Genomic DNA, 26,995 nt, shown 5'->3' with positions numbered 1-26,995 from the left:
AACGGCCGGGTCACAGCGTAAATAGGGAGTTAGCGCGAGCCGTTCAAGGGCGTATAGAAAGGCCTCTTGATCACCACCGGCAGCACATCCAGGCGCAGGCGCAGCACCGTATAGTTTTCGCCACCGGCCGCTGCACTGAACCAGCCACGGCTGCCCTCGCCCTTGTGCAGACGGAACTCGAAGCCAAGGTCGGGCCGGTTGTCGCTGCCTTGGCTGCGCCCGTTGAAGGCCAGGCCCAGCAGCTCGGCATGCGGGCTGTCGAGCAGATGACTCATCGCATTGACGATCGCCGTGTCACCCAAGATATCCAGAATAAAGGGCTGATTGCTGAAAAAGGGCTGGAAGCCGGCTGCCTTCTGGTCGATCAGGTGGCCGGCAAGCTTTTGCGCAGAGACCGTGGTCAGCCCGCTTGTGAAGTTATGCCTATCGCCGCTTTCCAAATAGCTGAGCTGGGCATTGCGCAGATTGAAGCCGGCCAGCCCGGGATCGGTGCTGGCCTGAGCAAGATCGACCAGCATCACGCCCTTGGCACCCAGCACCTCCATCTCGTCGCCGCGCAGCAAGGCGGCGCTGTTTTCCTCGACGCCCAAGCCGAGCTTGTAGCCCTCGGCCTGCATCAGCGGCAGCATGCGACCAATCCGGCCGCGTTTGAGAAAATGCTGATCAACAAATAAATGCGGCCCGGTAAAGCCCAGGCCTCGGTCGATCTCCTTGCCGCGGCGCAGATCGCCCTTCATCACCTGCAGTGCATCCTGCGCGTCGCGGAACATCGTCGTGCTCATGATGGCCGCGCCCGCGCTGGTGCCCGCCACCACACCACCGCGATTGAACACCGACCAGATCGCCTTGAGCATCGCGGTCGGCTCACCGCTTGGCTGCAAGGTATCGACGATCAACTCCTGCGCACCGCCCGAGAAGAACACGCCTTGCGCGCCGGCCACCTTGGCCAGCAGCGCCGCATCATTCAAGTTGGCTTGCAGATCGACGCCGTCCCACCGGGGTGCGACAGGGATCGCCTCGGCGCGGGCACCCTGCGCGTTCAAGGCGGCGACGATTTGTGCCGCGCTGCGCTCCGGCTTGGCAGCCGCGGTGGCGAACACCGCAAAGCGAGCACCGGGCCCACCGGCCGCATCGACGATGCGCTTCCAGACCACATCGTTGTCGTACTTCAGCGCACCGCCAATGATGATGGCCGTACCGGCCAAATGGACGGGGCCCGCAATTGGCGCGGCCGAGGCCGAAGCCGGCTGGGCCGCCGCCAGCAGCAGCGCAGCGGCCGCCTTGATGAGTAGATTGATTTGCATGGCGCCAGTCTGTCAGCGCCGGCCCGCAATCGCCAGCGGGTATGGCCCCAGACAGGCCCTGTTTGGCCCCAAAACGCAAGTGCATGTCGCATCGTTGCAAGCGCTGTTGTGCCTGTTCATCGAGGGTTTGCGGCCAAGCGACATGGACTTGCGCACAAGCGACCGGGCCACCAAAACCCCATAGGCAAGTCATGCGGCGCGCTCCTAGAGTGCATCCAAGGCCAATAGCGCAGACCCCTCGGCAAGCGCGCAACGGCCTCCGATTCCCCTGCGTCACCTACTTCCTTCCCATCAGTCAAACGAGGCCACTTCATCATGACCCACTCCCGCATGCCGCATCCCTTCAAGCTCAAGCGCTTGGCCCAAGCGGCCACTTTGCTGGTCGCCAGCAGCGTCGGCTGGCAAGCCCTGGCACAAGAAGCCAAACTCGAGCGCGTTGACATCACCGGCACCAGCATCAAGCGCATCGAGGGCGAAACCGCGCTGCCGGTGCAGACCTTGAAGCGCGCCGACATCGACAAGACCGGCGCCACCACGGCGGCCGAAATCATGCGCTCGATCAGCGGCAACACCGCCGGCCTGACCGACGGCGCCAGCATCACCGACAGCACCGGCGGCCAGCGCGGCTTCAACGGCGCCAATCTGCGCGGTATCGGCGTGTCCAGCACCTTGATCCTGTTGAACGGCCGGCGCATGGCCAACTTCGCTTCGCCCGGCGACAACTCGGGCGTGGACCTGAACAACATCCCGGCCGGCGCGATCGAGCGGGTCGAAATTCTGAAAGACGGCGCCTCCGCCATTTACGGCACCGACGCGATCGGCGGCGTCATCAACTTCATCACCCGCAAGGACTACCGAGGTGCCGACATCAATGTCTACGCCTCGCGCACGCAAGAAGGCGGCGCCGAAAAAACGGCCGCCTCGATAGGCGGCGGCTTCGGCGATCTGGCCAAAGATCGCTTCAATGTGTTCGGCGTCATCGATGTGCAAAAGCTCGGCGGTCTGCGTTCGACCGAGCGCGAATTCTTGCAGGATCGGCCGCTGGCGACCACCTTGCCGTTCTATATGTCCAGCCGCACCTTCCCCGGCAATATCCGCCTGGCGAGCAAGTCCGCTCCGCGCAAGGTCCAGCTCGATGCGCTCAACGCGGCCGGCTTCACCGTCAACGGCAAACCCTTTACGCAGCGCACCATCAACTTGTATGCGCCGGCTTGCAACCCGCCGGCCACCGTCTACGCCAAAGACAATCTGTCCGAGGCCTGCAGCTTTGACTATATGCAGGACACCGAGCTCTACCCCGAGTCGGACAAGGCCGCCTTTTTGGGCCGCGGTGTGTTCCAGCTCAATAACGAAACACAGCTGTTTGCCGAGGTCCTCAAAAGCAAGACCAAGACGCTGTATGTGGCCAGCCCGAATCCGATCGAGATCACCGGCGTGCCGACGGCCGCAATCAACCCCTTCTTGCCCAAACCGCTGCCCTTCGGTGGCAATGTCGACGTACGCCAGCGCGTCACCGAGGGCGGCAACCGCAGCAATGAGGTCAGCAGCGATGCCGAGCGCATCGTCGCGGGCGTCAGCGGCTCACTGGGAACTTGGGATTACGACATCGCGCTGAACCGCGCCGTCAACAAGACCGACGACGCGCTGAAGGACGGCTACTTCCTGTATGACAAATTCGTCGCGGGCGTGCGCGCCGGCCAGATCAACCCCTTCGGCAAATCGCCCCAAGCCGGCCAAGACCTGCTGGGCAGCATCAAGGTGCAAGACACCGCGCGCAGTTCCAAAGGCACAACGACGACCGTGGACGCCAAATTCAGCGGCGATCTGATGCAGCTGGGCGGAGGCGCGCTGGGCGCGGCCTTCGGCGCCGAATTCCGCCGCGAGGAGGCCGAGTTCAATCCTTCGGCCCTGCTACTAACTAACAATATCCAGGGCGACCGCAGCTCGCGCGGTGACTCGCCACCGGCCAGCAAAAACAGCCGCAATGTGGCCGCCGTCTACGGCGAATTGAACGCCCCCTTCACCAAGGAGTTGGAGGTCCAACTGGCCGCACGCTTTGATGACTACAGCGGCGTGGGCAACACCTTCAACCCCAAGCTCGGCGCGCGCTGGCAGCCAAGCAAGCAGCTGATGCTGCGCGGCTCGGCCGGCACCGGTTTTCGCGCGCCCAGCATCAATGAGCTGACCCGCCCGACCTCGTTTGGCTCCAGCTCGGCCTTCTTGACCGACCCGGGCTGCGTCTCGCAAGGCTTCTCGGTGGCCGATTGCACCGACCAATGGCGGGTCGAGCGCCGCAGCAATGACAAGCTCAAGCCCGAGAAGTCCAAACAATTCTCGCTGGGCCTGGTGCTGGAGCCGGTGCGTGAACTGAGCGCCAGCATTGACTACTGGGTGATCAACAAAACCGATGTGATCAGCGATTTGTCCGAGCAGGTGATTCTGGGCAATTTGTCCAAGTACGAAAAGGGCTACGTCAAGCGCGACGAGTTCGGCGAGTTCATCGACACCATTTTGTTGAAGAAGGAAAACCAAGGCGAGCTGCGCACCTCGGGCATTGATTTGGATGTCAACTACCGTTTCAACGCCGGTGAAGCCGGGCAGTTCAGGGTCAATGCAAACGGCACCTATGTGCTGAAGTACGAGCGCCAGTTCGGCGCCGGCGAGCCTTTCCAGAGCAATGCCGGGCGCTTCCTGAGCGACCAAGTGATCCAGAAATGGCGTCACCGGCTGTCGGCGGATTGGGACATCGGCGCCTTTGGCCTGACCCTGGGCAACACCTATTACTCGGGCTACACCGACCACAACACCGCCTTCAACCCCAACACCAGCCAGTTGCTGCCGGCGCGCAATGTGCAGGCCTATTCGTTGTGGGACATGTCGGGCTTCTGGGCCATCAACAAGGCCGCGAAGCTGCGCGTTGGCGTGCAGAATCTGTTCGACAAGCAGCCGCCGTTCTCCAACCAAGGCTACTACTTCCTGGCCACCTATGACCCGACCTACACGGACCCGCGTGGCCGCAATTTCTACGCCAGCCTGAGCTACTCCTTCCGTTAAGTCGATGCATCCGGGGGCTGCAAAGCGAGTCCCTGGATCTATCTCCGCAGTCGATGGAAGCCAAATTGGGGAATTCCCGGAGAGCAATCCCTAACTCAGTATGTGGTCGGTGTACCAGAAGATACAAACGAATGCTTACCGGGTACTTCCGAGGGCAAGAAAGGAGCAGATGTGAGATAGGATTGCCGCTATCTGGACAATCAATTTATGGCCGTCAAAGTATTGATCATTGAAGATAACCCGGTTGCTCGAAGCTTCTTGTGCAGAGTTGTGCGCGAGAGTTTCAGCGACCCGATGGAAATCACCGAGGCCGGCGACTTGGAGGGCGCGCGCCGCCATACAGCCAGGTTGGCCGAAATCTCACCCGAGGCCGGCTTCAAGCTGATCCTGGTCGACCTGGAACTACCGGACGGCAATGGCATGGAGTTCCTGGCCGAGATGGCCGGTTCATCGGCGTTGAAAATCGTCACCACGCTTTACTCGGATGACGACCACCTGTTCCCGGCGCTGCAATGCGGTGCCGATGGCTATCTGCTCAAAGAAGACCGCTTTGAGGTGCTGGTGGAAGAGTTGCAGCGGATCGTGCGCGGCCAGCCTCCGCTGTCTCCCGCGATTGCGCGGCGTCTGCTGTCACATTTCCGACCCAATTCAAGCGGCGACTCCGGCCCCATGACGCTGAACTCCGGCTTTGGTTCCCTGTCATCGAGTGCGGTATTCAGCGCCGGGCGTTCCGTCGTGCTTGACCCGCCACCCGAGTGGGAACGCCTGACGCCGCGCGAGAGTGAAGTGCTGACCTACCTCAGCAAGGGTTTCACGATCAAGGAAATCGCCAATCTGATGGGCATCAAGTGGTTCACCGTCAATGACCACATCAAGTCGATCTACAAAAAGCTCAACGTCTCCAGCCGCGCCGAAGCCGCTGTGTTGGCGAGTAAGCAGGGCTTGGTCTGATCGAAGAAGCCGGCCCCGCCTGAGTAAACAATGCTTGGGTAAGATTACCCAAGCAAGTTTTACCCAAGCAAGCCAGCCTTGTTCGTCAAGCCGGCAAGCGCAGCAAGCCGATCGGCGCCCGGCCGCTGGCGGCCGAGATCAGGCCCAGCACACGCGCCGGCTCGCTACCCAGCATCTGCCAGGTGAAGCGCCAGGCCCAGTTGCCGCCCAAGACGCCCGGCACATTCATGCGGTGCTCAGCCCCCAAGCCCAGCACATCCTGAAGCGGGAACACCGCCATATTGGCGACCGAATTGCAGCAGGCGCGAATCATCGCCCAATGCACATCCTGCTCGCCGCAAGCCAGATAGGCGCCCGCATAGGCACGCTCATGGGCGGCGGCCTTGTCCCACCAGCCGCGCACGGTGTCGTTGTCATGCGTGCCGGTGTAGGCGACGCAGTTGCGCGGCCACATATGCGGCAAGAACTCATGCGTCGCATCGCCGCCGAAGCCGAACTGCAAGATCTTCATGCCGGGGAAGCCGCAGCCGTCGCGCAGTTCATGCACATCCGGCGTGATGAAGCCCAGGTCTTCCGCCACGATCGGCAAGGCACCAAGCGCGGCCGCGATGGCGTCGAACAAGGCCTGACCAGGGCCGGTCACCCACTGACCTTGCTTTGCGTCCGGGCTGCTGGCCGGGATTTCGTAATAGCCGGCAAAGCCGCGGAAATGGTCGATGCGGAACACATCGGCCTGGCTCAGCGCACGCTTGACGCGGGCCGTCCACCAGCGGTAGTTGTCGGCGGCCATGGCCTCCCAGCAATAGAGCGGATTGCCCCAACGCTGGCCGTCCTGTGACATCGCGTCCGGCGGCACACCGGCCACCACCGTGGGCTGAAAGTTCTCATCCAGGTGATACAGCTCCGGGCGCGACCAGCAATCGGCGCTGTCATGCGCGACGAAGATCGGCAGGTCGCCCATGATGGAGACGCCCTTGCCATTGGCATAGGCCTTGAGAGCGCCAATCTGGCTGTCAAACGCCCATTGCACAAACTGCCAGAAGCGGTATTCGTCGGCGTGGCTGAGGCGTGCTGCGGCCAAGGCCTCAGGCTCGCGCCGTGCCAAGGCCGGCGCCCAACTCCACCAAGGCAGGCCGTTCAGCGGTGAGCGGATCGCCATGAAGAGCGCGTAATCGTCCAGCCAATCCTTTTGAGCCTCGCACCAGGCGGCAAAAGCGGCGCGGTCTTCGGCACTGGCCTTGGCGAAGAAGCCTGCGGATGCCAAGCGCAGCTGCTGTTCACGCCAGGGCAACACGCGGCCGTAATCGACCACTTGAGCGTCAAAGCCATCGGTGGGCAGATGCAGCGGTGCCAACCAACCCTTGGCGATCAGCGGTTCAAACGCGACCATCCATTGGCTGCCGGCAAAGGCCGACACGCCTTGGTAAGGCGAGTCGCCGGGGCCGATCGGCGTGGTCGGCAGCAACTGCCAGATGCTCTGGCCGGCGCCGTGCAGCCAATCCACAAAAGCAAAAGCGTCGGGGCCGAAGTCCCCCATGCCGTGCGGGCCGGGCAAGGAAGTGATGTGCAAGAGCACGCCAGCGGAGCGTTGATTGAGGTTCATGGTGAGTGGCTCTTCTTCAGTCATGGCGCAGCACAAGCAGGCTGCGCCCGGGGATGGTCATTGTCTGACCTGTTTGGAAAATTTGATCACTGATTCGCAGCGCGGCGCTGCTGTCCAGCGCCAGGCGCCAGGCGCCACCGCTGAGCTTGAAGGCCAGCTCCTGGGGCTCGGGGTTGAACACCACCATCAAGCGCGGCTGGCTGGCGCCGGCCTCGAACATCTGTGCCGCAAAGGCATGGCCGCAGGCATCGAACCAGTCTTGCTGCTGCATCTCATGGCCGGCCGGCGTGAACCAGCGCAGGCGCGCAGCGGCGTCGCCGGTTTCCCCGGCCGAGGCAAACCAGGCCTCATGGCGCAGCAAGGGCTCTTGCCGGCGCAGCGCCAATAGTTGCGCCACAAAGGCTTGCGTGTCGGCCTCGGCCTCGGCCCAGCTCAGCCAAGTCGTCGCGTTGTCCTGGCAATAGGCATTGTTATTGCCGCCCTGGCTGTTGCCGATTTCGTCCCCCGCGCACAGCATCGGCGTGCCCTGCGCCAGCAGCAGCGTGGCCAGCATCGCACGGCGCACGCGCAGGCGGGTGGCGCGAATGGTGGCGTCGTCGCTCGGCCCCTCGGCGCCGAAGTTGGCGCAGAGTTCGCCGTCACGGCCGTCGCGGTTGTCTTCGCCATTGGCGTGGTTGTGCTTGGTCGAGAAGCTCACCACATCGGCCAAAACATAACCATCATGCACAGAGACAAAATTGACCGAGGCCGTCGGCCGACGGCTGCCATGGTGAAACAGATCGCTGGACGCCATGAAGCGCCGCGCCAGCTCGCCGCGTCCGACGCTGGGTTTGTCCGAGCGCAACCAATAGCCGCGCACCGCATCGCGGAACTTGTCATTCCAGTCCAGGAAGCGGCCCGGGAAGCGCCCGACCTGATAGCCCTCATGACCGGCATCCCAGGGTTCCGAAATCAGATGCACGCCGGCCAGCAGCGGGTCCTGCCGCAAGGCGGTGAAGAAGGCCGCTTGCGGGTCGAAGCCGTGGTGGGTGCGGCCCAGCACCGGTGCCAAATCAAACCGGAAGCCATCGACGCCCATCTCGCCGACCCAGTAACGCAGCGAGTCCAGCACCAGCTGCGCGACACGCGGATGAGCGCAGTTGACGGTATTGCCGCAGGCGCTGACATTCTCATAACGGCTTTTGTCATCGGCAACCAGACGGTAGTAGCTGCGGTTGTCCAGGCCCCTGAAGCTCAGAGTCGGGCCGAACTCATTGCCCTCAGGCGTGTGGTTGTAGACCACGTCCAAAACCACCTCCAGCCCGGCCGCGTGCAGCTCGCGCACCATCGCGCGAAACTCGTCCCGCACGGCGCTCGGGTCGCCCCGGTGCCGGGCCTGAGCCAGACCGGGGTCCGGGCTGAAAAAACCCAGGCTGTTATAGCCCCAGTAATTGGGCTTGCGCAGGTCGGCCAGATGCGGTTCGTCGATGTGATAGTGGACCGGCAGCAAGGACAAGGTCGTCACGCCCAGGGCCTTGAAATGCGCCAGCGCGACCGGATGCGCCAGGCCGGCATAGGTGCCCTGCAGCTCGGCCGGCACGCCCGGCAGCTGCTTGGAAAAACCCTTCACATGGACCTCGTACAGCACCAGATCGGCCGTCGCATGGCGCGGCGCATTCAGGCGCGGGCTGCTGCCAGGCAACGGCGGCGCGGCCACCCTGCCCTTCAAGGCTTGCAGCGCGTTGTCGCGTGTATCGAAGGAGCGCGGGCCGTCCGGATGCCCCAGCTCATAGCCATGCTGCTCGGGGCCCCAATTGAAATGGCCGACGATCTCGCGCGCATAGGGGTCGAGCAGCAGCTTGTGGGCGTTGAAGCGGTGGCCATGCTCGGGCGCGTAAGGGCCGTGGGCGCGCAGGCCATAGACCAGACCCGCGCCGAGGCCGGGCAAGAAGCCGTGGAAGACCCCATCGTCATGGCCGGGGAGCTCATAGCGGCGCAGCTCACGCTGGCCCGAGGCATCAAAGATGCACAGTTCGATACGCGTTGCGCCTTCCGAGAACACGGCGAAATTGATGCCACCGTCGCGCGGCGTGGCGCCCAGCGGCTCGTGGCGCCCGGGCAAGAGTTTTATTGGCAATGCAGACATAGATAAATATGGCTTCAGGCAGGCACAAGAAAAAGGCAGGCCAGTGGCGGCAAGCTCAGCACAATCGACTGCGCTTGGCCCTGTGCGGCCACGGGCTCAGCAAGCAGCTGTCCGGCTTGATTGCCCATATTGCTGCCGCCGTAATGCGCAGAATCGGTGTTCAGGGCTTCAGTCCAAATCGCATAGCCGGCCGGCACACCCAGACGATAGCCATGGCGCGGCACTGGGGTGAAGTTGCTAACAACAATGACCGGCGGTGCTGAGCCGTCTTTGCGCATCCAGGCCAAAACCGAATGCTCGGCGTCCGCCGCATCCAACCACTCGAAACCGGCGGCCTCGCAGTCAAGCCAGTGCAGCGCCGGCTGCTGGCGGTAAAGGGTATTCAAATCACGCACCAAGCGCTGCACGCCGGCATGCCGCTCGTCATCAAGCATTTGCCAGGGCAATTCGGCGTCATGATTCCATTCGCTGCTTTGGGCGAACTCCTGCCCCATGAACAGCAGCTTCTTGCCGGGGTGCCCCCACATAAAGCCGTAATAGGCGCGCAGATTGGCGAATTTTTGCCAAGCGTCGCCGGGCATCTTGCCCAGCATTGAGCCCTTGCCATGCACAACCTCGTCATGCGAGATCGGCAGCACAAAGTTCTCGCTGAACGCATAGACCAGACCAAAGGTCATCTTGTCATGATGCCAGCGCCGGTGGATCGGGTCTTCACGCATATAGGCCAGCGTGTCATTCATCCAGCCCATATTCCATTTGTAGTGGAAGCCCAGGCCGCCGGCCGAGGTTGGCGCGGACACGCCGGGAAAGCTGGTCGACTCCTCGGCCACCGTGATGACACCGGGCGCGTCGAGGCCCAATTGTTCATTCATGCGACGCAGCAAGGCGATTGCCTCGAAGTTCTCGCGCCCGCCTTCGCTATTCGGAATCCATTCACCGGCCGGGCGCGAGTAGTCGCGGTAAAGCATGGACGCGACCGCATCGACGCGCAGGCCGTCAACACCCCAGCGCTCGGTCCAATACAGCGCATTGCCGACCAGGAATTGGCGCACCTCGTTGCGGCCGAAGTTGTAGATCAGCGTGTTCCAGTCGCGATGAAAGCCTTCGCGCGGGTCGGCATATTCATACAGCTGCGTGCCGTCGAAGTTCGCCAGCCCATGGGCGTCGGACGGGAAATGCGCCGGCACCCAGTCCAGCAGCAGACCCAAGCCTCGCGCATGGCAGGCCGCCACAAAACGAGCAAAACCCTCGGGCGGGCCGAAGCGTGCGCTCGGCGCATACAGACCCAGGGTCTGATAGCCCCAGGAGCCGTCAAACGGATGCTCGCTGATAGGCATCAGCTGCAGATGGGTGAAGCCCATCTCGGCCACATAGGCCGGCAAGCGCTCGGCCAGCTCGTCCCAAGTCGGAAACTGCGCCGCGCCGCGCCGCCAGGACGCCGCATGTACCTCGTAAATCGAGATCGGCGCCGAGCGCGCATTGGCCGCAGCGCGTTCGGGCGAGAGGCGTTTGGGCGGCGGCAAGGCGCTGGCGACGATGCTGGCCGTGTCGGGCCGCAATTGCGCGGCCCGCGCATAGGGGTCGGCCTTCAAGGGCAGCAGATGGCCGGCGGCATCGTGCAGCTCGAACTTGTAGAGATCGCCCAAGGCGGCAGCGGGCACAAAGCTCACCCAGATGCCGCCCTGCTCCATCCTCTGCATCGGGGCGCTGCGGCCATCCCAAGCGTTGAAGTCGCCCACCACGCTGACGGCGCTGGCGTTCGGCGCCCAAACGGCAAAGCGCACGCCGGCCACGCCGTCAAGCGCCATCGCATGAGCGCCCAAGACCTCAAACGGGCGCGGGTGCAGGCCTTGCGCCAACAGGGTCAGGTCATGCTGCTTGATCAGTGCTGCTTGATCCGACATGGAATTCAACCCAGGCTGGCGACCGACCAGACGCGGTCAACGTACTCGGCGATCGTGCGGTCGCTGGAGAAGTCGCCCATGCCGGCCACATTCAACACCGCCTTGGCGGCCCAGGCTTCGGGCTGCGCATAGAGCGCGTCCACTTCCAGCTGCTTGTCCACATAAGCGGCGAAGTCGGCCATCAGCAGGTAGTTGTCGCGGTTCAAGAGCATCTCGGTCAAGGCGCGGTAGCGCCCCGCATCACCGGATGAAAACTCGCCACCGGCGATGCTCTCGATGACGCGACGCAGTTGCGCGCTTTGCTCCATATACAGGCGCGGGTCGTAACCGAGCGCCTTGATCTGCGCGACCGCCTCGGTGCGCAGACCGAAGACAAACATATTCTCCTCACCCATGGCCTCGGCCATCTCGATATTGGCGCCGTCCCAGGTGCCGATGGTCAGCGCGCCATTGAGCGCGAACTTCATATTGCCGGTGCCCGAAGCCTCGGTGCCGGCGGTGGAGATCTGCTCGGACAGGTCGGCCGCCGGGATGATCACCTCGGCCAGGCTAACGCCGTAATTGGGCAGGTAGACGAGCTTGAGCTTGTCGCCGATGCGCGGGTCGCTATTGACCACGCGCGCCACATCATGCGCCAGCTGAATGATGGACTTGGCCATCACATAGGCGCTGGCTGCCTTGCCGGCGATGATGACGGTGCGCGGCACCCAAGCTGCGTCTGGGTTGGCAATGATGGCCTGATAACGCGCCACCACATGCAAGATATTCAGCAGCTGGCGCTTGTACTCATGGATGCGCTTGATCTGCACATCGAAGAGGCTGCTCGGATCGACCTGCACGCCGATCTCGCGCCGGATCAAGTCGGCCAGGCCTTGCTTATTGGCCAGCTTGACGGCCTGGAACTGCTGGCGGAAGGCCGCATCCGAGGCGGCCGGCGTCAGCGAGCGCAGCAAGGCCAGATCCTGGCGCCAGCCCTTGCCGATACGCGCGTCCAGCAGCGTGGACAGCTGCGGATTCGCCTGCTGCAACCAGCGACGCGGCGTCACACCATTGGTGACGTTATGGAAGCGACCGGGGAAGATGGCGGCATAGTCGGCAAAAATGGTCTGCACCATCAGCTCGGAGTGCAGCGCGGCCACGCCGTTGACGCGGTGCGAGGCGACGATAGCCAGCGCCGCCATGCGCACGCGCCTTTCTCCACCATTGCGTCCCTCATCGATCAGGGACACCCGCGCCAGCAAGGCATCGTCGCCAGGGAATTTGGCCTTCACCTCGGCCAGGAAGCGCGCATTGATCTCGTAAATGATTTCCAGATGACGCGGCAGCAGCGCCTCGAACAGCGACAGCGACCAAGTCTCCAGCGCCTCGGGCATCAAGGTGTGGTTGGTGTAGGACACCGCCTGGCGCGTGATCTTCCAGGCCTCGTCCCAGCCCAGGCCATGCTCGTCCAGCAGCAAGCGCATCAGCTCGGCCGGGGCCAGCGCCGGATGGGTGTCGTTCAGATGAATCGCATTGGCCAGACCCAGAGTCGCTAAGCCATCCAGGCTGCCCGCTTCGCGCAGATGGCGGGCGATCACGTCTTGCAGCGAGGCGCTGACCAAGAAGGCCTCTTGCTTCAAGCGCAACTCGCGGCCGGCTTCGCTGCTGTCGTCCGGGTAAAGCACCCAGTTCAGCGCATCGGCGGCGACGCGGTGGCGGGCCGCGCCGGCATAGTCACCGGCGCAAAAAGCCTTGAAGTCGATGGGAGCGGCGGCGGTCGCATGCCATTGGCGCAGCGTCGAGACGCGCTCGCTGTGATGCGCCGGTACGATGAAGTCAAAGGCCTGCGCTTCGAGCTGCTCGGCAGGCTGCCAATGGCGCTGGCCCGCCTCATCCACCGTGACGCGGCCGCCGAAGCCGACTGGGTAGCGCAGCTCGGCGCGCGCCACTTCCCAAGGCTGCCCCAGGCGCATCCAGTCATCCGGCGCCTCGACCTGGCGGCCGTCTTGAATCGCCTGGGCAAACATGCCGTATTGATAACGCAGGCCATAGCCGAAAGAAGGCAGGCCCAGCTCGGCAAAACTGTCCAGAAAGCAAGCGGCCAAGCGGCCGAGGCCGCCATTGCCGAGCGCAGCGTCGGGTTCGCGCTCCAGCACATTGCCGAGTTGTTGACCCTGCGCGGCCAAGAGCCGACTCAGCTCGGGCTCCAGCCCCAGCGCGGCCAGCGCGTTCGTCAGGGCGCGCCCCATCAGGAATTCCATCGACAGGTAATGCACGCGGCGCACCGGATGGGCCGCACCCGGAACCGAATCACGGACCGCATCCTGCGCCTGCGTCTGCGCCCAGCGCTCGGCCAGCAAGGCGCGCGCCGCCGTGGCCGCAGCCCGCAAGGCGACGGCCGCCGTGGGTTGCGCGGCCTGCGCCAATTCACGACCATAGGCCTGTGCAAATTGTTCGGTGATACGGAGGGCTGAGTCGGACGGGGTGGTCATGGGCATGGCGCCTTTCAGACGGGTGTTGCTTTGAGAAATCTGCATGGTGTTGTGTGCCTTAACAATCGAACCTGAACGCCTGGGCTTGCGGCAAAAGCTTGGCAATATTTCCGCAAGCAGGAGTCACCTTGAACAAAGTATCGCTCACTTGTCTAGGTTTGTGTAGTTTCACTACATATGAAATTCCCTAAGTCGGCAAAAAACCATTGATAAACCGCGTTGCCATCCAACAGACTAGGGATTACCGCTGTTGTTAAACTACATTTAGACAGGTATATTCACGTCAAATAGCAGCAGCCGCGTAGACGCATCAGCAGAAGCAGCCGCGCACCGACAAGACGCGACAAGACAGAGCACAGGACAAAGATATGGCAGATGTTCAACTCAACGGCGTGGCCAAGGCCTACGGCGACGTCAAGATCCTGCACGGGATCGACCTGGAAATTCGCGACGGCGAGTTCATGGTGTTTGTCGGCCCCTCGGGTTGCGGCAAATCGACGCTGTTGCGCACCATCGCCGGACTGGAGGAAATCACCGGCGGCGAGCTGCGCATTGGCGGGCGTATCGTCAACGAGGTGCCACCGGCCGAGCGCGGCATCGCGATGGTGTTCCAGAGTTATGCGCTCTACCCGCATATGAATCTGTACGACAACATGGCTTTTGGCCTGAAGCTGGCCAAGGTGCCGCCGGCCGAGATCGAGGCCGCCGTGCGCGGCGCGGCCAAGATTCTGCACATCGAACATCTGCTCGACCGCAAGCCCAAGGATCTGAGCGGCGGCCAGCGCCAACGCGTGGCGATTGGCCGCGCGATCGTGCGCAAGCCCGAGGTGTTCTTGTTCGACGAGCCACTGTCCAATCTCGACGCCGCCTTGCGCGTGCGCATGCGCTACGAGTTCGCCAAGCTGCATGAAGAGCTGAAGACGACGATGGTCTATGTGACCCACGACCAGGTCGAGGCAATGACGCTGGCCGACCGCATCGTCGTGTTGAACGCTGGCCGCATCGAGCAGGTCGGCACGCCGCTGGAGCTTTACGAGCATCCGGTCAATCTGTTTGTGGCCGGCTTTATCGGCTCGCCAAAGATGAATTTCCTGGAGGCCGAGGTGGTCGCCGCCGATGCTGCAGGCGCCAGCTTGCGTCTGGCCAGCGGCGCGGTGGTCAGCGCGGCGGTGAACGCCTTGGCAGCCAAGCCGGGCGACAAGGTCACGCTGGGCCTGCGGCCGGAACATTTTGTGGTCTGCGAAGCGGACACGGTCGCCACCAACGCGATCCAATGCACGGTCACCTTTGTCGAAGCGCTGGGCAGCGCCACGCATGCCTACTGCGCCTACCCCGGTGTGGAAGATGCGCTAACTTGCGAATTCGACGGCCGCACGCGCATCCGCGCCGGCCAGGACATTCGCCTGAGCCTGCCGCCCGAGGCCACCTATGTGTTTGACGCGGCGGGCGTGGCCATGCCCCGACTGGGCGGTACACCAACATGAAAAGCACCACCTTGCCGCTGCTCGCCTTGCTGTTGAGCGGCGCCGTTCACGCTGGCGGCAATCACAAGCTGCTGGTCTGGATCAATGGCGACAAGGCCTATACCGGCCTGCAACAAGTCGGCGATGCATTTACCAAGGCCTCGGGCGTCAAGGTCGTGGTCGAGCATCCGGTCGACGCGACCGACAAATTCCAGCAAGCCGCCGGCGCCGGCAAGGGCCCAGATGTCTTTTGCTGGCCGCATGACCGGGTCGGCGAATGGGCCAAGTCGGGCCTGTTGACGCCCTTGCGTCCGAGCAAAAAAATCTACGACGAAGTCGAAGAAGCGGCCTGGAAAGCCTTTGCCTACCAGGGCAAGATCTGGGGCTACCCAATTGCCATCGAGACCACCGGCCTGATCTACAACAAGGCCTTGGTACCGACGCCGCCGGCCACTTTCGATGAGCTGATCGCACTCGACAAGCAGCTGCAAAAACAAGGCAAGCACGCGATTCTGTGGGACTACAACAAGAGCTTTTTCACCTGGTCCATTCTGGCCGGCGCGGGCGGGCAGATCTTTGGCCGCGATGCCAAGGGCGAGCTTGATGCGAACCAGGTCGGTGTCAACAATACCGGCGCCTTGGCCGGCGCCGAGATGATTGCCCGCCTCTTGCGTGAGGGCCATATGCCCAAGGGCGCGCGCTATGCCGAGATGGAGAGCGGCTTCGCCAAGGGCGATGTGGCGATGATGATCTCCGGCCCCTGGGCCTGGGACAACGCCAAAAGGGCCAAGATCGACTTCGGCGTAGCACCGATTCCGGCCGTGATCGCCGGCAAGCCGTCCAAGCCTTTTGTCGGCGTGCTCGGCTGCATGATTGCCGCACCCAGCAGCCAAAAAGACATTGCCCGCGAGTTCCTTGAGAACCATTTGATGCGCCCCGAAGCGCTGAAAATTCTGGACGCCGATGTGCCGATCGGTGTGCCGGCCAACAAGGCCTTTTACGCCGAGTTGGCGGTCAACCCCTTGATCCGGGCCAGCATGGAAAACGCCCGCCTGGGCGAGGCCATCCCCAACATCCCCGAGGTCGGGCGCTTCTGGACCGCCATGGACGCCGCGCTTGAAGCCATTACCAACGGCCTGCAAAGCCCCAAGGACGCGCTGGACGGCGCCTCGGCCCGCATGCTGTTGAAGAGCAATAAATAAACAAGTACATGAGCGCTGACATCCAAACACAAAGCCTGGGCGCTAAAAGCGCTTACAGCAAGCTGCCACCCACCGCGCTTGAGCGAGCAATGCTGGCCCTGCGCTGGCCGCTCACCGGCGCGGCCATGTTGGCCTCGCTCTATATGGTCTTCATGATCCATGCCGCCGGCCAGACCTGGTGGGCGGTGGGAGCTTTGAGCTTCTTCGCCGCCGCCTTCTATGTCTACGTCAGCAATGCCGGCTTTGCTTACCGTTATTTATTCCCCGGCATTGCCGGCATGCTGATCTTCATCGCCTTTCCGCTGATCTACACCGCGCAGATCGGCTTCACCAACTACTCCTCGGCACACCTGTTGAGCGAGCAGCGCGTGCGCGAGTATTTGTTGGACCAGCATGAGGCAGTGCAAGAGCTCGTACAACCGTTCACCCTGCATGCCGCTGGGTCTGAATTCCGCTTGGCGCTCAGAGGGAGCGACGAAAATCCGGCCTGGGTCTCGCCACCGCTTGCTTTGCGCAACGCCGGCAAGGAGTTGACGGTCGCAATGGAAGCCTTCGTCAATCAGCCCCTGCAGCCGGCCTTGGGCTTGCGCGAGTTGATCCTGCACCGAGAGGCCTTGATGCAGCTGAAGTTGGTCTTGCCGGCCGCCTCGGGTCTGGGCGATCTGCGTTACTTGGGCCTGCGTGAATTCGGCCCCATCACCAGAAATTGGCAAGCTAACGCCGATGGCAGCCTGACAAGGCTTGTCGACGGCCAGGTCTTCGGCCCGAACCGCGAGACCGGCAATTTCCAGAGTGCGAACGGTGAGATTCAGCAGCCCGGCTTCAAGGTCGTGGTCGGCTGGCAGAACTACACCCGCATGGTGCTGGACGCCGAATTTCGCGGGCCGTTCCTCGCGATCTTCAGCTGGACGGTCATCTTCAGCCTGCTGACCGTCGTGCTGGCCACCTCGATAGGCATGCTGCTGGCGGTGATGTTGAATTGGGATGACCTGAAGGGCCGCACCACTTACCGCACGCTTTTGTTCCTGCCCTATGCGGTGCCGGGCTTCATCTCCATCCTGGTATTCAAGGGTTTGTTCAACCAGAACTTCGGCGAAATCAACGCGATTCTGGATGCGCTGTTCGGCGTCAAGCCGGCCTGGTTTGCCGACCCGCTGCTGGCCAAGACCATGCTGCTGATCGTCAACGTCTGGCTCGGCTACCCCTACATCATGATTCTCTGTGCCGGCTTGTTGAAGGCGATTCCGGCCGATCTGTACGAGGCCTCGGCGATCGCCGGCGCCGGCCCGCTGACCAACTTTTTCAAGATCACCGCCCCCTTGGTCATCAAGCCCTTGGCGCCGCTCTTGGTCAGCGCCTTTGCCTTCAACTTCAATAATTTCGTGTTGATCGCGCTGCTGACCGATGGCCGGCCCGACTTCTTGAGCACCAAGATCCCGGCCGGGCAGACCGACATTCTGGTGTCCTACACCTACCGCATCGCCTTCAAGGATTCGGGCTCGGACTTCGGCCTCGCCGCTGCGATCTCGACGCTAATCTTCTTCCTGGTGGCGGCGATGTCATTGATCAATTTACGGCTAATGAAGAAAGCGCAGGGATAGCCAGATGGCAATCGTTCGAGGCAAACAAGCACGCTGGCGAGTCTGGGCGGCACATGCGTTGATGTGGGTATTCTTGGCGATCACGCTGTTCCCGCTGCTGGCCATTGTGAGCATCTCGCTGCGGCCCGGCAACTTCGCCACCGGCAGCATCATCCCTACCGAGATCAGCTTCGAGCATTGGTCTTTGGCGCTGGGTATCCCGTATCAGGCGGCCGACGGCAGTCTGGTGCAACCACCCTTCCCGGTGCTCTTGTGGCTATGGAATTCGATCAAGGTCGCCACCATCTCGGCCTTCTTGATCGTCGCCATCTCGACCTCGGCGGCCTTCGGCTTTGCGCGCCTGAAGTTTCGCTTCAAGATGCCGATCCTGAATTCGATGCTGCTCTTGCAGATGTTCCCGCCGGTCTTGGCCCTGGTCGCGATCTACACGATCTTCGAGACTATTGGCAACTTCATCCCCTGGCTGGGCATTGAAACCCATGGCGGGCTGGTGCTGGCTTATCTGGGCGGCGTCGCCACCCATATCTGGACCATCAAGGGCTATTTCGAGACGATTCCGGTCGAGATCGAGGAATGCGCCAAGGTCGACGGCGCCAGCCATTGGCAGGCCTTCCGCCTGGTGCTGCTGCCGATGGCGGTGCCTATTCTGATGGTGGTGTTCGTGCTCGCTTTTATCGGCTGCATCATCGAGTACCCGGTCGCCTCGGTGCTGCTGCGCGAAGAAAGCCATCTGACGCTGGCCGTGGGCTCCAAATACTTTTTGCATGACCAGCGCTTTTTGTGGGGCGACTTTGCCGCCGCGGCTGTCTTGTCTGGCCTGCCAATCACGCTGGTGTTCCTGCTGGCGCAGCGCTGGATCGTCTCGGGCCTGACGGCCGGTGGCGTCAAGGGTTAGGCGGCCATGCGTCGCTTTATTCTGGCACTCTCATGCAGCCTGCTGCCTGCCTTCGCCCAAGCCGCAGACTGCAAGCCCAGCCCATTGGGAGAGCGTGAGCTGTTTCTGCGCGGCACATTCAACAACTGGAGCGCCAGCGATGAGCACCGCTTTGTTTATGTCTGTGACCGTTATGAGCTGTACGCCAAGATCAGCGGCGAGCAGAGTTTCAAGATCGCCGACGAAGACTGGTCGAGCGACGCTGATCTGGGCGGCAGCGCCGCAGCGCTGAAGCTCAAAGGCGGCGCGATCAGCGAGCGCTTTGCCGGCGGCCACAAATTCCAGCTGCGCTTCGGCGAGAACGGCGCGGCCAGTTTGCAGATCAGCCCCTTTGCGGGCGAACCGCCGCAACTGCTCGCCACGCCGACGGTCACCGACCCGGTCGCCCTGAGCATCCGCTTCGATTCACGCGACGCCCGCGACAAGTCACCGTTTGGCGCCGTCACGCCGAATAGGCCGGTGCGCTACAGCTTCCAAGCCCTGCCCGGCATCGAACAGGCCACGCTGGTGATCGCCAAGCGCCGCCTGGAGGGCAATCAAGAGCTGCTGGAATATGGCGAAGCAGTCCGCTTGCCGATGAAGGCGAGCAAAGTGGCGAGCAGGCTGCAGCGCTGGAGCGCCGAGCACAGCTTTGCCGCACCGGCCATCTATGGCTACCACTTCGAAGTGCAGATCAAGGGCCGGACCTTTGTCTACCAGAACAAGCGCGACCCGGTGTACTGGACGCGCGAAAAAGGCAGCATGGGCCTGGGCCTGGTGGACCCGCTGCCCGAGAACCCCAAGCGCATCAGACGCTATCGCCAAACCGTCTATGCGGCCGACTTCCAGGTGCCGGCCTGGGCACGCGACGCGGTCTTCTACAACATTTTCCCCGAGAGATTCCGCAATGGCGACGCGGACAATGACCCGCGCCCGGGCCGCGATCACTACCAGGACAAGGACGTCGAGTTCCACACCAATTGGCTGGACAAGCCCTACAAGCCCGGCACGCAGGATGGCTCGGACGAAGTCTTTAACAACGACTTCTTCGGCGGCGATCTGGCCGGCATCATTCAAAAGCTCGACTACATCAAGTCGCTGGGTGCCAATGCGATCTATATGACGCCGATCTTCCGGGCCGCCAGCAATCACAAATACGACACCGCCGACTACGCCCGAGTCGACCCGGCCTTCGGCAGTAACGACGATTTCAAGCGGCTGACGGTCGAAGCCGCCAAGCGCGGGATCCGCGTGATCCCTGACACCTCGTTGAATCATGTCGGCAGCGATTCGCCCTATTTCAACCGTTTCGGCAATTACCCCGCCGGCGGCGCTTTTGATGACGGGGCGCTGAACCCGGGCTCCGGCTATGCGTCCTGGTTCAAGCTCGACCCCAGCAAGCCCAAGGCCGAGGATCAGTACCAAGGCTGGGTGGGGGTGAAGGACTTGCCCGAGATCGACAAGGGCTCCAAGGCCTTCCGCGCCTTTGCCTTTGCCGCCCCCGATTCGGTGATGCAGCAATGGCTGGATCTGGGTGCGGCCGGCTGGCGCATGGATGTGGCGCCCTGGGTGCCGGATGACTTCTGGCGCGAATGGCGCGCGGCCATCAAGGCGCACAAGCCCGACGCTTTTTTGATCGCCGAGACCTGGTTCGATGCCAGCAAGTTCTTGCTCGGCGACAGCTTCGACTCCTCGATGAATTACATCTTCCGCAACACCGTGCTCGACTACGCGGCCGGCGGCGACGCTCAAAGGCTGTACGCCAATATCGAGCTGATGCGCGAGGCCTATCCGCCGCAGGCCTTGTTCGCGATGATGAATCTGCTTTCTTCACACGACCAGGCGCGCGCCTTGCATCATCTGGGCTGGCAGGCCGAGGGCGACCGGGATGCCGAGGTCTTGGCCAAACAGCGCCTGCGCCTGGCCAGCTTTATGCAAATGACGCTGCCCGGCGCGCCGGCGATCTATTACGGCGACGAGGTCGGTGTCGGCGGCGGCGAAGACCCGTTCAACCGCGCCACCTATCCTTGGGCCGACCTGGGCGGCCAGCCCGACAATGCGCTGCTGGCCGACATCAAACGCCTCACAACGATGCGTCACAAGCACAAGGTCTTGCGCCACGGCAGCCTAGGTGCGCCGCTGCACCTGGACGCCCATGTGATCGTGCTGGCCCGCCAAGACGGTGAAAAGACCTGGGCTCTGTCGGCCAGCAATAACGCCGCCACAGCGCAGACCATCAAGCTCAAGCTAGCGCCCAATTTGCGCGGTCTGCGCTGGAAAGACGCGCTGAGCGGCCGGGTGCTTCAGGCCCATCGAAACGGCTCGCTGGAAATCACCATCCCGCCCCTGTTCGGCCGCGTGCTGATCGGCCAGAGTTCATTTAAATAGCCCATGACAAACAACGCCCCCATGCTCAATCGCTGCGTGCTCACGGCCCTGCTGCTGCTGGCCGGCCCTGCCGCTGCCGCTCCGCTCGATCTGAGCCAGGTGCCGCAGATGTCATCCGCCGTCAAGCCCTTGCCCAAGGGTTGGCAGGACGGCGCCGTGTTCATGGAGATCTTCGTGCGCGGCTACCAGGACAGCGACGGCGACGGCATCGGCGACCTGCGCGGCCTGATCCAGAGACTGGACTATTTGCAGGCGCTCGGTATCCAAGGCATTTGGCTGATGCCCATCAGCCCCAGTGCCGACAAAGATCACGGTTATGCCACCACCGACTACCGGGGCGTGGAGCCGCAATATGGCAGCCTGGCTGACTTTGATGAGCTGATGCTGCAGGCACACAAGCGCGGTATCGCCGTCATCATCGACTATGTGATCAACCACAGCGCGGCCGCTCACCCGCTGTTCCAGCAAGCCTTGCTGGGGCCGGGCAATCCTTACCGCGACTGGTTCGTGTGGCAGCAGGAAGCACCCTCAGGCTGGGACATCTGGGGCAAGAACCCTTGGTTCGCGACCGAGCATGGGCAACATTATTTCGGCACCTTCGGCCCGCATATGCCGGACTTCAATTTGAAGAACCCAGCCGTCGTCGACTACCACCGCAGCAGCCTGCGCTTTTGGCTTAATCGCGGGCTGGACGGCTTCAGGCTCGACGCCGTGCCGCACATGATTGAGAACGACGCCGTCAACTGGAATGACCAGCCCGAGAGCCGCCACCTGACCCATGAATTTCAGGCGCTGATCAAAAGCTACCCTGATCGTTACACGGTCTGCGAGGCCACCGCCAACCCCAAGGTCTATGCCGCCCCCGAGGTCTGCGGCAGCGCCTTTGCCTTTGGCCTGGAAAGCCAAGTCATCAAGGCCGCACGCGGCGAGGCGGACGCGATCAAGTTCGTCGCCGATTATTTTCTGAGCGCGCCGCCCAGCATGGCGACGATGTTATCCAACCACGACATCTTTGCCGGCCAGCGGGTTTGGGATCAGCTGAATGGGGACGAAGCCCGCTACAAGCTGGCGGCCGCCACCTATCTGCTGCAGCCCGGCACGCCTTTTATCTATTACGGCGAGGAGATCGGCATGGCCGGTGTGGCCGGCCTGCCCGGCGACGAGCCGCTGCGCGCGCCTATGAGCTGGAGCGCAGGCGGCAGCAAGGAGGGCTTCAGCAGCAGAAGAGCGCCGTTTCGCCCGTTGGCGCCCAATGTCGCCAGCCATAACGCGCAAGCCCAGCTGGACGACCCGGCATCGATCCTTAACTTCTACAAGGCGATGCTGAAGCTGCGCAAGCAATACCCGGCGCTGGCTCGAGGAGGCTATGCGGCGCCGAACGTGCAGGGTCAGGTCTTGAGCTTTCAGCGGCGCCTGGGCAGGCAAACCAGCTTGGTGCTGATCAACTATGCGGAGCAAGCCGGCAGCGCCAGCGTGGTCGGCTTGCCGGCAAAGGCCAAGCTGGCCCGCGCCTACCCCGCCGGCGCCGCCGCAGCAAGCGCAGATGCAAGGGGTCGCCTGACCCTGCCTGTTGCCCCGCTTTCGGTCAGCGTTTACAAGGTCACACCATGAACAAGGCAATGCGCCTGGCTATCCCTTTGGTCTTGGCTTTATCCGGTGCTGCTTGTGGAGGCAGCAGCGCGACATCTCCAGACACACCGGCCGCGCCGACATCTACGGCGCAGTCCAATGTGTCATTGCCGGCTCAGTTGCTCGAAATGCCGGGCCTGAACCGCCAGCGCCAGCTGCGCATCTACCTGCCGCCGGACTATGCGAGCTCAAGCGCCAAACGCTACCCTGTGCTTTATATGCACGACGGGCAGAATTTGTTCGATACGGCGACGGCCTATGCCGGCGAATGGCGGGTGGACGAGAGTCTCAACGCCTTGGCCAAGGGCGGCAAGCTGGAGCTGATCGTGGTCGGCATTGATAACGGCCAAGCCAAGCGCATGAGCGAGTTGAACCCTTGGATCAACCCGGACCCCCAATTCGGGGCGCCCGAGGGTGACGCCTATCTGGATTTCATTGTCAAGACCGTCAAGCCCTTGATCGATAGTCAATACCGCACGCAGCCCGGTCCCGCCCACACCGGCATCATGGGCAGCTCGATGGGTGGGCTGATCTCGCACTATGCAGTCACCCAATACCCGAGCGTATTTGGCTTGGCCGGCGTGTTCTCGCCGTCTTACTGGGCGGGGGGCTCTGCCGCCCTTGATCACTTTTCCGGCAAACCCGCGGCGACGGATGCAAGGCTGTACTTGCTGATGGGCGGCCAAGAAGGCGGCAATATGGTCAGCAATGTGGAGAAAGTCAACGCCGCCCTGCTGCGAGGAGGCCACCCGCCGGCCAACTTGTCGCTCAAGATCACCCCCGGCGCCGGCCACAACGAAGCCTTCTGGGCCAGCGAGTTCGAGCGGGCGGTGCTGTGGATGTTTGCGCCTGGGGCTTGAGGATGCCTGTCACCCGAATAGCAACGATTCAATCCATCCGCGACTACCGGATCGGCTCATGATGAATTCAAAAAAACTTTTGCTAACGCTTCTTTTGAGTGCCATTTTGCCAAGCATCTGCTGGGCTCAAGCGGTCGAGCGGGTCGAGCCCCCATCTTGGTGGGTCGGCATGAAATCGCCAACTTTGCAACTGCTGGTGCATGGCGAGCAGATCGCCGCACTGAGCCCGAAGCTGACGCGCAACTACCCCGGCGTCAGCCTGCAAGGCTTCACAAGGCTGGGCAACCCGAACTACTTGGTGCTTGATCTCTTGATCACCGCCAAGGCCCGTGCCGGCAGCCTGCCTCTGCAATTTTCGGCACCCGGCAAGCCGACGCTGAAGCTTGACTATCTATTGCAGGCTCGCACCCCCGGAGCAGCCTTGGCACAAGGTTTCGGACCCAAGGACGCGATCTATTTGCTGGTGCCCGACCGCTTCGCCAAAGCTGTGCCACAGGCAAAAGACAGCTCCCTTGATGGCGAAGATCGCGCCAACTCCAACGCCCGCCATGGCGGCAATATCGAAGGCCTGCGCCAACATCTGGACTACATCGCCGACTTGGGCTTCACACAGCTCTGGCCGACACCACTGGTGGAAAACAAGGGAGCGCACAGTTACCACGGCTATGCCGCCACCGATTTCTACCGCATTGATCCCCGCTTTGGCAGCAATAGCGACTATCAGCAATTGGTCCGCGAAGCGAAGGCCCGCGGCATCGGCATGATCCAGGACATCGTGCTCAACCATATCGGCGACAAGCATTGGTGGATGGCCGATTTGCCGGCCAATGATTGGCTCAACCAGGGCCCCGCCTACAGCGAAACCCATCACGCCCGTGCGACCTTGCAAGACCCTCACGCGGCACCCAGCGACCGCAAACGCTTCAGTGAGGGCTGGTTTGTGCCGGGCATGCCGGACCTGAACCAGCGCAATCCGGTGCTCGCCAACTACCTGACGCAGATGAGCATCTGGTGGGTCGAGTACGCCGGCCTGTCCGGTATTCGTGCCGACACCTATTCCTATTCCGACAAGGCCTTTTTGGCCACCTGGTCACAGCGCTTGATGCAGGAATACCCCCGACTCAATATCGTCGGCGAGGAGTGGAGCCCGCATCCGGCCTTCGTGGCTTATTGGCAGCGCGGCCGACAAAACCACGACGGCTATGTCTCCCACATGCCCAGCATGATGGACTTCCCACTGCACGGGGCCTTGCTGGCGGGCTTGGGTGAGAGCGACGGTCATGACAGCGGCTTGACCAAGCTTTACGAAGCCTTGGCACATGATTTCCTCTACCCGGCGCCAAACAATCTGGTGCTGTTCGAGGGCAATCACGACACGCCGCGCCTGTTCACCGCCCTGAAGCAAGACCCGGCGCTGTACAAGATGGCGCTGGTCTACCTGGCCAGCGTGAATCGCATCCCGCAGTTCTATTACGGCGATGAGTTGATGTTGCAGAGCCCGCTGCAGCGCGATGACGGCGCCGTGCGGCCGGACTTCCCCGGCGGTTGGGCCGGCGACACGGTCAACGCGTTCACCGGTGACGGCCTCAGCGAGCCGCAGCGTGAGGCGCAGGCCTTCACCCGCAAACTGTTTAACTGGCGCAAGACGGCCGAGGTGGTCCACTCGGGCCGGCTGATGCAGTACGCACCGGAGAATGGGTGTTATGTCTTCTTCCGCTATGGCGAGAAGCAGCGCTTGATGGTGGTGTTGAACAAAAGCGCGCAGCCCGTCAGGCTCGATACCCGCCGTTTCGCCGAGATGCTGACGCCCCAATCAAGCGGCATCGAAGTGTTGACCGGCACACACCAAGCGCTTGGCCGGGAGCTGAGCGTGCCGGCTCGGTCGGCACTGCTGTTGGAGCTGGCGCCCGAAGCGGTCGCCCTGCCCAAATAAACAGCCGACTCGGTGATCAAGCCTTGGGCTGCGCCTTGCAATGCCTGGCAATGAACTCCTCGTGGCTGGGCATCGCATTCACCTGGGCCTGGATGCCGGCACGGATATTGGCCAAGAAGTAGGCCCCTTCGTCAGGCGTCAGCAAATCGGCCAAGGGGTGATGGGCGTCAGGCATCAAACCCTGACCGACCAAGACCTGCAGCCAACTGAGTTCGGTGAAGATATCCTGCGGCGACCGGAACAAGCGCCCACTGGCACGGAACAGCGCAATCTTGGCGCTCAATTCGGGGGGCAGTTCCAACTCGCGGCAATAGCGCCAGAACGGTGAGTCCACTCGGCTGCTTTGGCAGTAATGCAGGATGATGAAGTCGCGCACGCGCGCAAATTCCTCGTCGGACTGGGCGTTGTAGGCGTCGATTTCGACCGGGCTGAAGGCCAGGCTTGGGAAGAACTGGATCAGCCGCGAAATGCTGGCCTGCACCATATAGATGCTGGTGGATTCCAGCGGCTCGAGGAAGCCGCTGGCCAGACCCATCGCCACCACGTTCTTGTTCCATTGCTTGCGCCGTTTGCCGGTCACGAAACGCAGCGGCTTGGGCTCAGCCAAAGGCCGACCATCCAGATTGGCCAGCAAGACGGCGCAGGCCTCGTCCTCACTGATGAACTTGCTGGCAAAGACATGGCCATTGCCGGTGCGGTGCTGCAATGGAATGCGCCACTGCCAACCCGATTGATGGGCGGTCGAGCGGGTGTAGGGCAAGGCGGACAAGCCGGTGTTTTCGGTCGGCACGGCCAAAGCGCGGTCGCAAGGCAGCCAATGCGACCAGTCCTCGTAACCCGTCTTCAAGGTCTCTTCGATCAGCAAGCCACGAAAGCCCGAGCAATCAATGAACAAGTCACCCTCGATGCGTTCGCCGTCTTCCATCACCAAGGCGCTGACAAAGCCGTCGCCGGCGCGCTGCTCGACTCTTGCGATCTTGCCCTCGGTGCGGCGCACCCCCAAAGCCTCGCTGAAGCCGCGCAGGTAACGTGCATACAGACCGGCATCGAAGTGATAGGCATAGGCCACCGGCATAGGCGCCGAAGCCGGGCCGGGTGCCGCGGCCTGGGGCGAGAATCTACCTGCCCGCGCGGCCATCTCGCTCAGGCTGTAAGCGCCAAGCCCATCGGTCTGTCCCAGCCCACGCATCTTCAGCCAATACTGATGAAAGGGCAGCAGGCCCAGGTCTTGGCCGACATTGCCGAAGGCGTGCATATAGCGCTCGCCCAACGCGCCCCAATTGACGAACTCGATGCCGAGTTTGAAGGTCCCTTGAGTCTGCCGCACGAACTCGGCCTCATCCAGACCCAAGGCGCTATTGAACAAGCGCATCTGTGGAATGGTTGCCTCGCCAACACCGACCGTGCCGATCTGCTCCGACTCGATCAAACGAATGCTGCGGCTACCGTCAAGAAGCTTGGCCAGGGCTGCAGCGGCCATCCAGCCGGCGCTGCCGCCACCCACGATGACGATGGAGCGAATGGGATCGGGTGCTTGCTGCATATAGACCTAGAAAAATGTGAAAAAGCCCCCGTCGGCTTGCACCGGCGAGGG

At 62.6% G+C, this 26,995-nt stretch carries 16 protein-coding genes; 10 read left to right on the top strand and 6 right to left on the bottom strand.

The features are described 5' to 3' along the window. Window positions 1-29: 29 nt before the first annotated feature. A complete protein-coding gene (locus tag LNV07_RS22580; RefSeq protein ID WP_263573455.1) occupies window positions 30-1,304 on the bottom strand; it encodes a cyanophycinase in 1,275 nt (424 codons plus the stop codon). A 315-nt stretch (window positions 1,305-1,619) separates the two neighbouring features. Here LNV07_RS22580 and LNV07_RS22575 point away from each other — a divergent pair, with 315 nt between their 5' ends. Further along, entirely contained in the window at window positions 1,620-4,358 is a 2,739-nt protein-coding gene (locus tag LNV07_RS22575) for a TonB-dependent receptor (RefSeq protein ID WP_263573454.1), read from the top strand. Between the two features lie 207 nt (window positions 4,359-4,565). Further along, window positions 4,566-5,309 carry a LuxR C-terminal-related transcriptional regulator gene (locus tag LNV07_RS22570; RefSeq protein ID WP_263573453.1) on the top strand — a complete coding sequence of 248 codons (744 nt, stop codon included), beginning with the start codon at window positions 4,566-4,568 and terminating at the stop codon, window positions 5,307-5,309. An 85-nt stretch (window positions 5,310-5,394) separates the two neighbouring features. Here LNV07_RS22570 and malQ read toward each other — a convergent pair whose 3' ends face one another. From malQ to LNV07_RS22550, 4 genes are read right to left on the bottom strand one after another with little or no spacing between them, the layout of a single operon-like run. Beyond that, complete coding sequence (gene malQ / locus LNV07_RS22565) at window positions 5,395-6,912, bottom strand: 4-alpha-glucanotransferase (RefSeq protein ID WP_263573452.1); 1,518 nt, start codon at window positions 6,910-6,912, stop codon at window positions 5,395-5,397. Window positions 6,913-6,928: 16 nt separating this feature from the next. Beyond that, window positions 6,929-9,037 carry a glycogen debranching protein GlgX gene (gene glgX / locus LNV07_RS22560; protein WP_263573451.1) on the bottom strand — a complete coding sequence of 703 codons (2,109 nt, stop codon included), beginning with the start codon at window positions 9,035-9,037 and terminating at the stop codon, window positions 6,929-6,931. Between the two features lie 14 nt (window positions 9,038-9,051). Beyond that, window positions 9,052-10,941 (bottom strand): 1,4-alpha-glucan branching protein GlgB, encoded by a 1,890-nt coding sequence (gene glgB / locus LNV07_RS22555; protein WP_263573450.1) that lies wholly within the window; start codon window positions 10,939-10,941, stop codon window positions 9,052-9,054. 5 nt (window positions 10,942-10,946) lie between these two features. Next, entirely contained in the window at window positions 10,947-13,457 is a 2,511-nt protein-coding gene (locus LNV07_RS22550; protein ID WP_263573449.1) for a glycogen/starch/alpha-glucan phosphorylase, read from the bottom strand. 323 nt (window positions 13,458-13,780) lie between these two features. On the opposite strand from LNV07_RS22550, the gene LNV07_RS22545 reads away from it, so the two are divergent. The 8 genes from LNV07_RS22545 to LNV07_RS22510 are packed head-to-tail and all read left to right on the top strand — an operon-like array spanning window position 13,781 to window position 25,401. Beyond that, the gene (locus LNV07_RS22545) at window positions 13,781-14,896 is read left to right on the top strand and encodes an ABC transporter ATP-binding protein (RefSeq protein WP_263573448.1); all 1,116 of its coding nucleotides are present in this window, start codon (window positions 13,781-13,783) and stop codon (window positions 14,894-14,896) included. Beyond that, window positions 14,893-16,077 carry a maltose/maltodextrin ABC transporter substrate-binding protein MalE gene (gene malE / locus LNV07_RS22540; protein ID WP_263573447.1) on the top strand — a complete coding sequence of 395 codons (1,185 nt, stop codon included), beginning with the start codon at window positions 14,893-14,895 and terminating at the stop codon, window positions 16,075-16,077. Before LNV07_RS22545 ends, malE begins: the two co-directional genes overlap by 4 nt. Before the next feature lie 8 nt (window positions 16,078-16,085). Further along, on the top strand, window positions 16,086-17,678 hold the full coding sequence (gene malF / locus LNV07_RS22535; RefSeq protein WP_263573446.1) for a maltose ABC transporter permease MalF: 1,593 nt from the start codon (window positions 16,086-16,088) through the stop codon (window positions 17,676-17,678). A gap of 4 nt (window positions 17,679-17,682) precedes the next feature. Further along, window positions 17,683-18,573, top strand: a complete 891-nt coding sequence (gene malG / locus LNV07_RS22530) for a maltose ABC transporter permease MalG (protein WP_263573445.1) — start codon at window positions 17,683-17,685, stop codon at window positions 18,571-18,573. A 6-nt stretch (window positions 18,574-18,579) separates the two neighbouring features. Next, entirely contained in the window at window positions 18,580-20,979 is a 2,400-nt protein-coding gene (locus LNV07_RS22525) for a glycoside hydrolase family 13 protein (RefSeq protein WP_263573444.1), read from the top strand. Between the two features lie 3 nt (window positions 20,980-20,982). Further along, window positions 20,983-22,590, top strand: coding sequence for an alpha-amylase family glycosyl hydrolase (locus LNV07_RS22520; protein WP_263573443.1), 1,608 nt, complete (start codon window positions 20,983-20,985; stop codon window positions 22,588-22,590). Then, window positions 22,587-23,468 carry an alpha/beta hydrolase gene (locus LNV07_RS22515; protein ID WP_263573442.1) on the top strand — a complete coding sequence of 294 codons (882 nt, stop codon included), beginning with the start codon at window positions 22,587-22,589 and terminating at the stop codon, window positions 23,466-23,468. The genes LNV07_RS22520 and LNV07_RS22515 overlap by 4 nt, the downstream gene beginning before the upstream one ends. 58 nt (window positions 23,469-23,526) lie before the next feature. After that, entirely contained in the window at window positions 23,527-25,401 is a 1,875-nt protein-coding gene (locus LNV07_RS22510; RefSeq protein ID WP_318013789.1) for a glycoside hydrolase family 13 protein, read from the top strand. 16 nt (window positions 25,402-25,417) lie between these two features. Here LNV07_RS22510 and LNV07_RS22505 read toward each other — a convergent pair whose 3' ends face one another. Further along, window positions 25,418-26,944 carry a tryptophan halogenase family protein gene (locus tag LNV07_RS22505; RefSeq protein WP_263573440.1) on the bottom strand — a complete coding sequence of 509 codons (1,527 nt, stop codon included), beginning with the start codon at window positions 26,942-26,944 and terminating at the stop codon, window positions 25,418-25,420. Window positions 26,945-26,995: the final 51 nt, after the last annotated feature.

This window comes from Roseateles oligotrophus (assembly GCF_025717515.1).
Classification (GTDB): Bacteria; Pseudomonadota; Gammaproteobacteria; order Burkholderiales; family Burkholderiaceae_C; genus Paucibacter_A; species Paucibacter_A oligotrophus.
The sequence above is the reverse complement of the archived record's forward strand: the minus strand, read 5'-3'. Positions and strand labels throughout refer to the sequence as shown.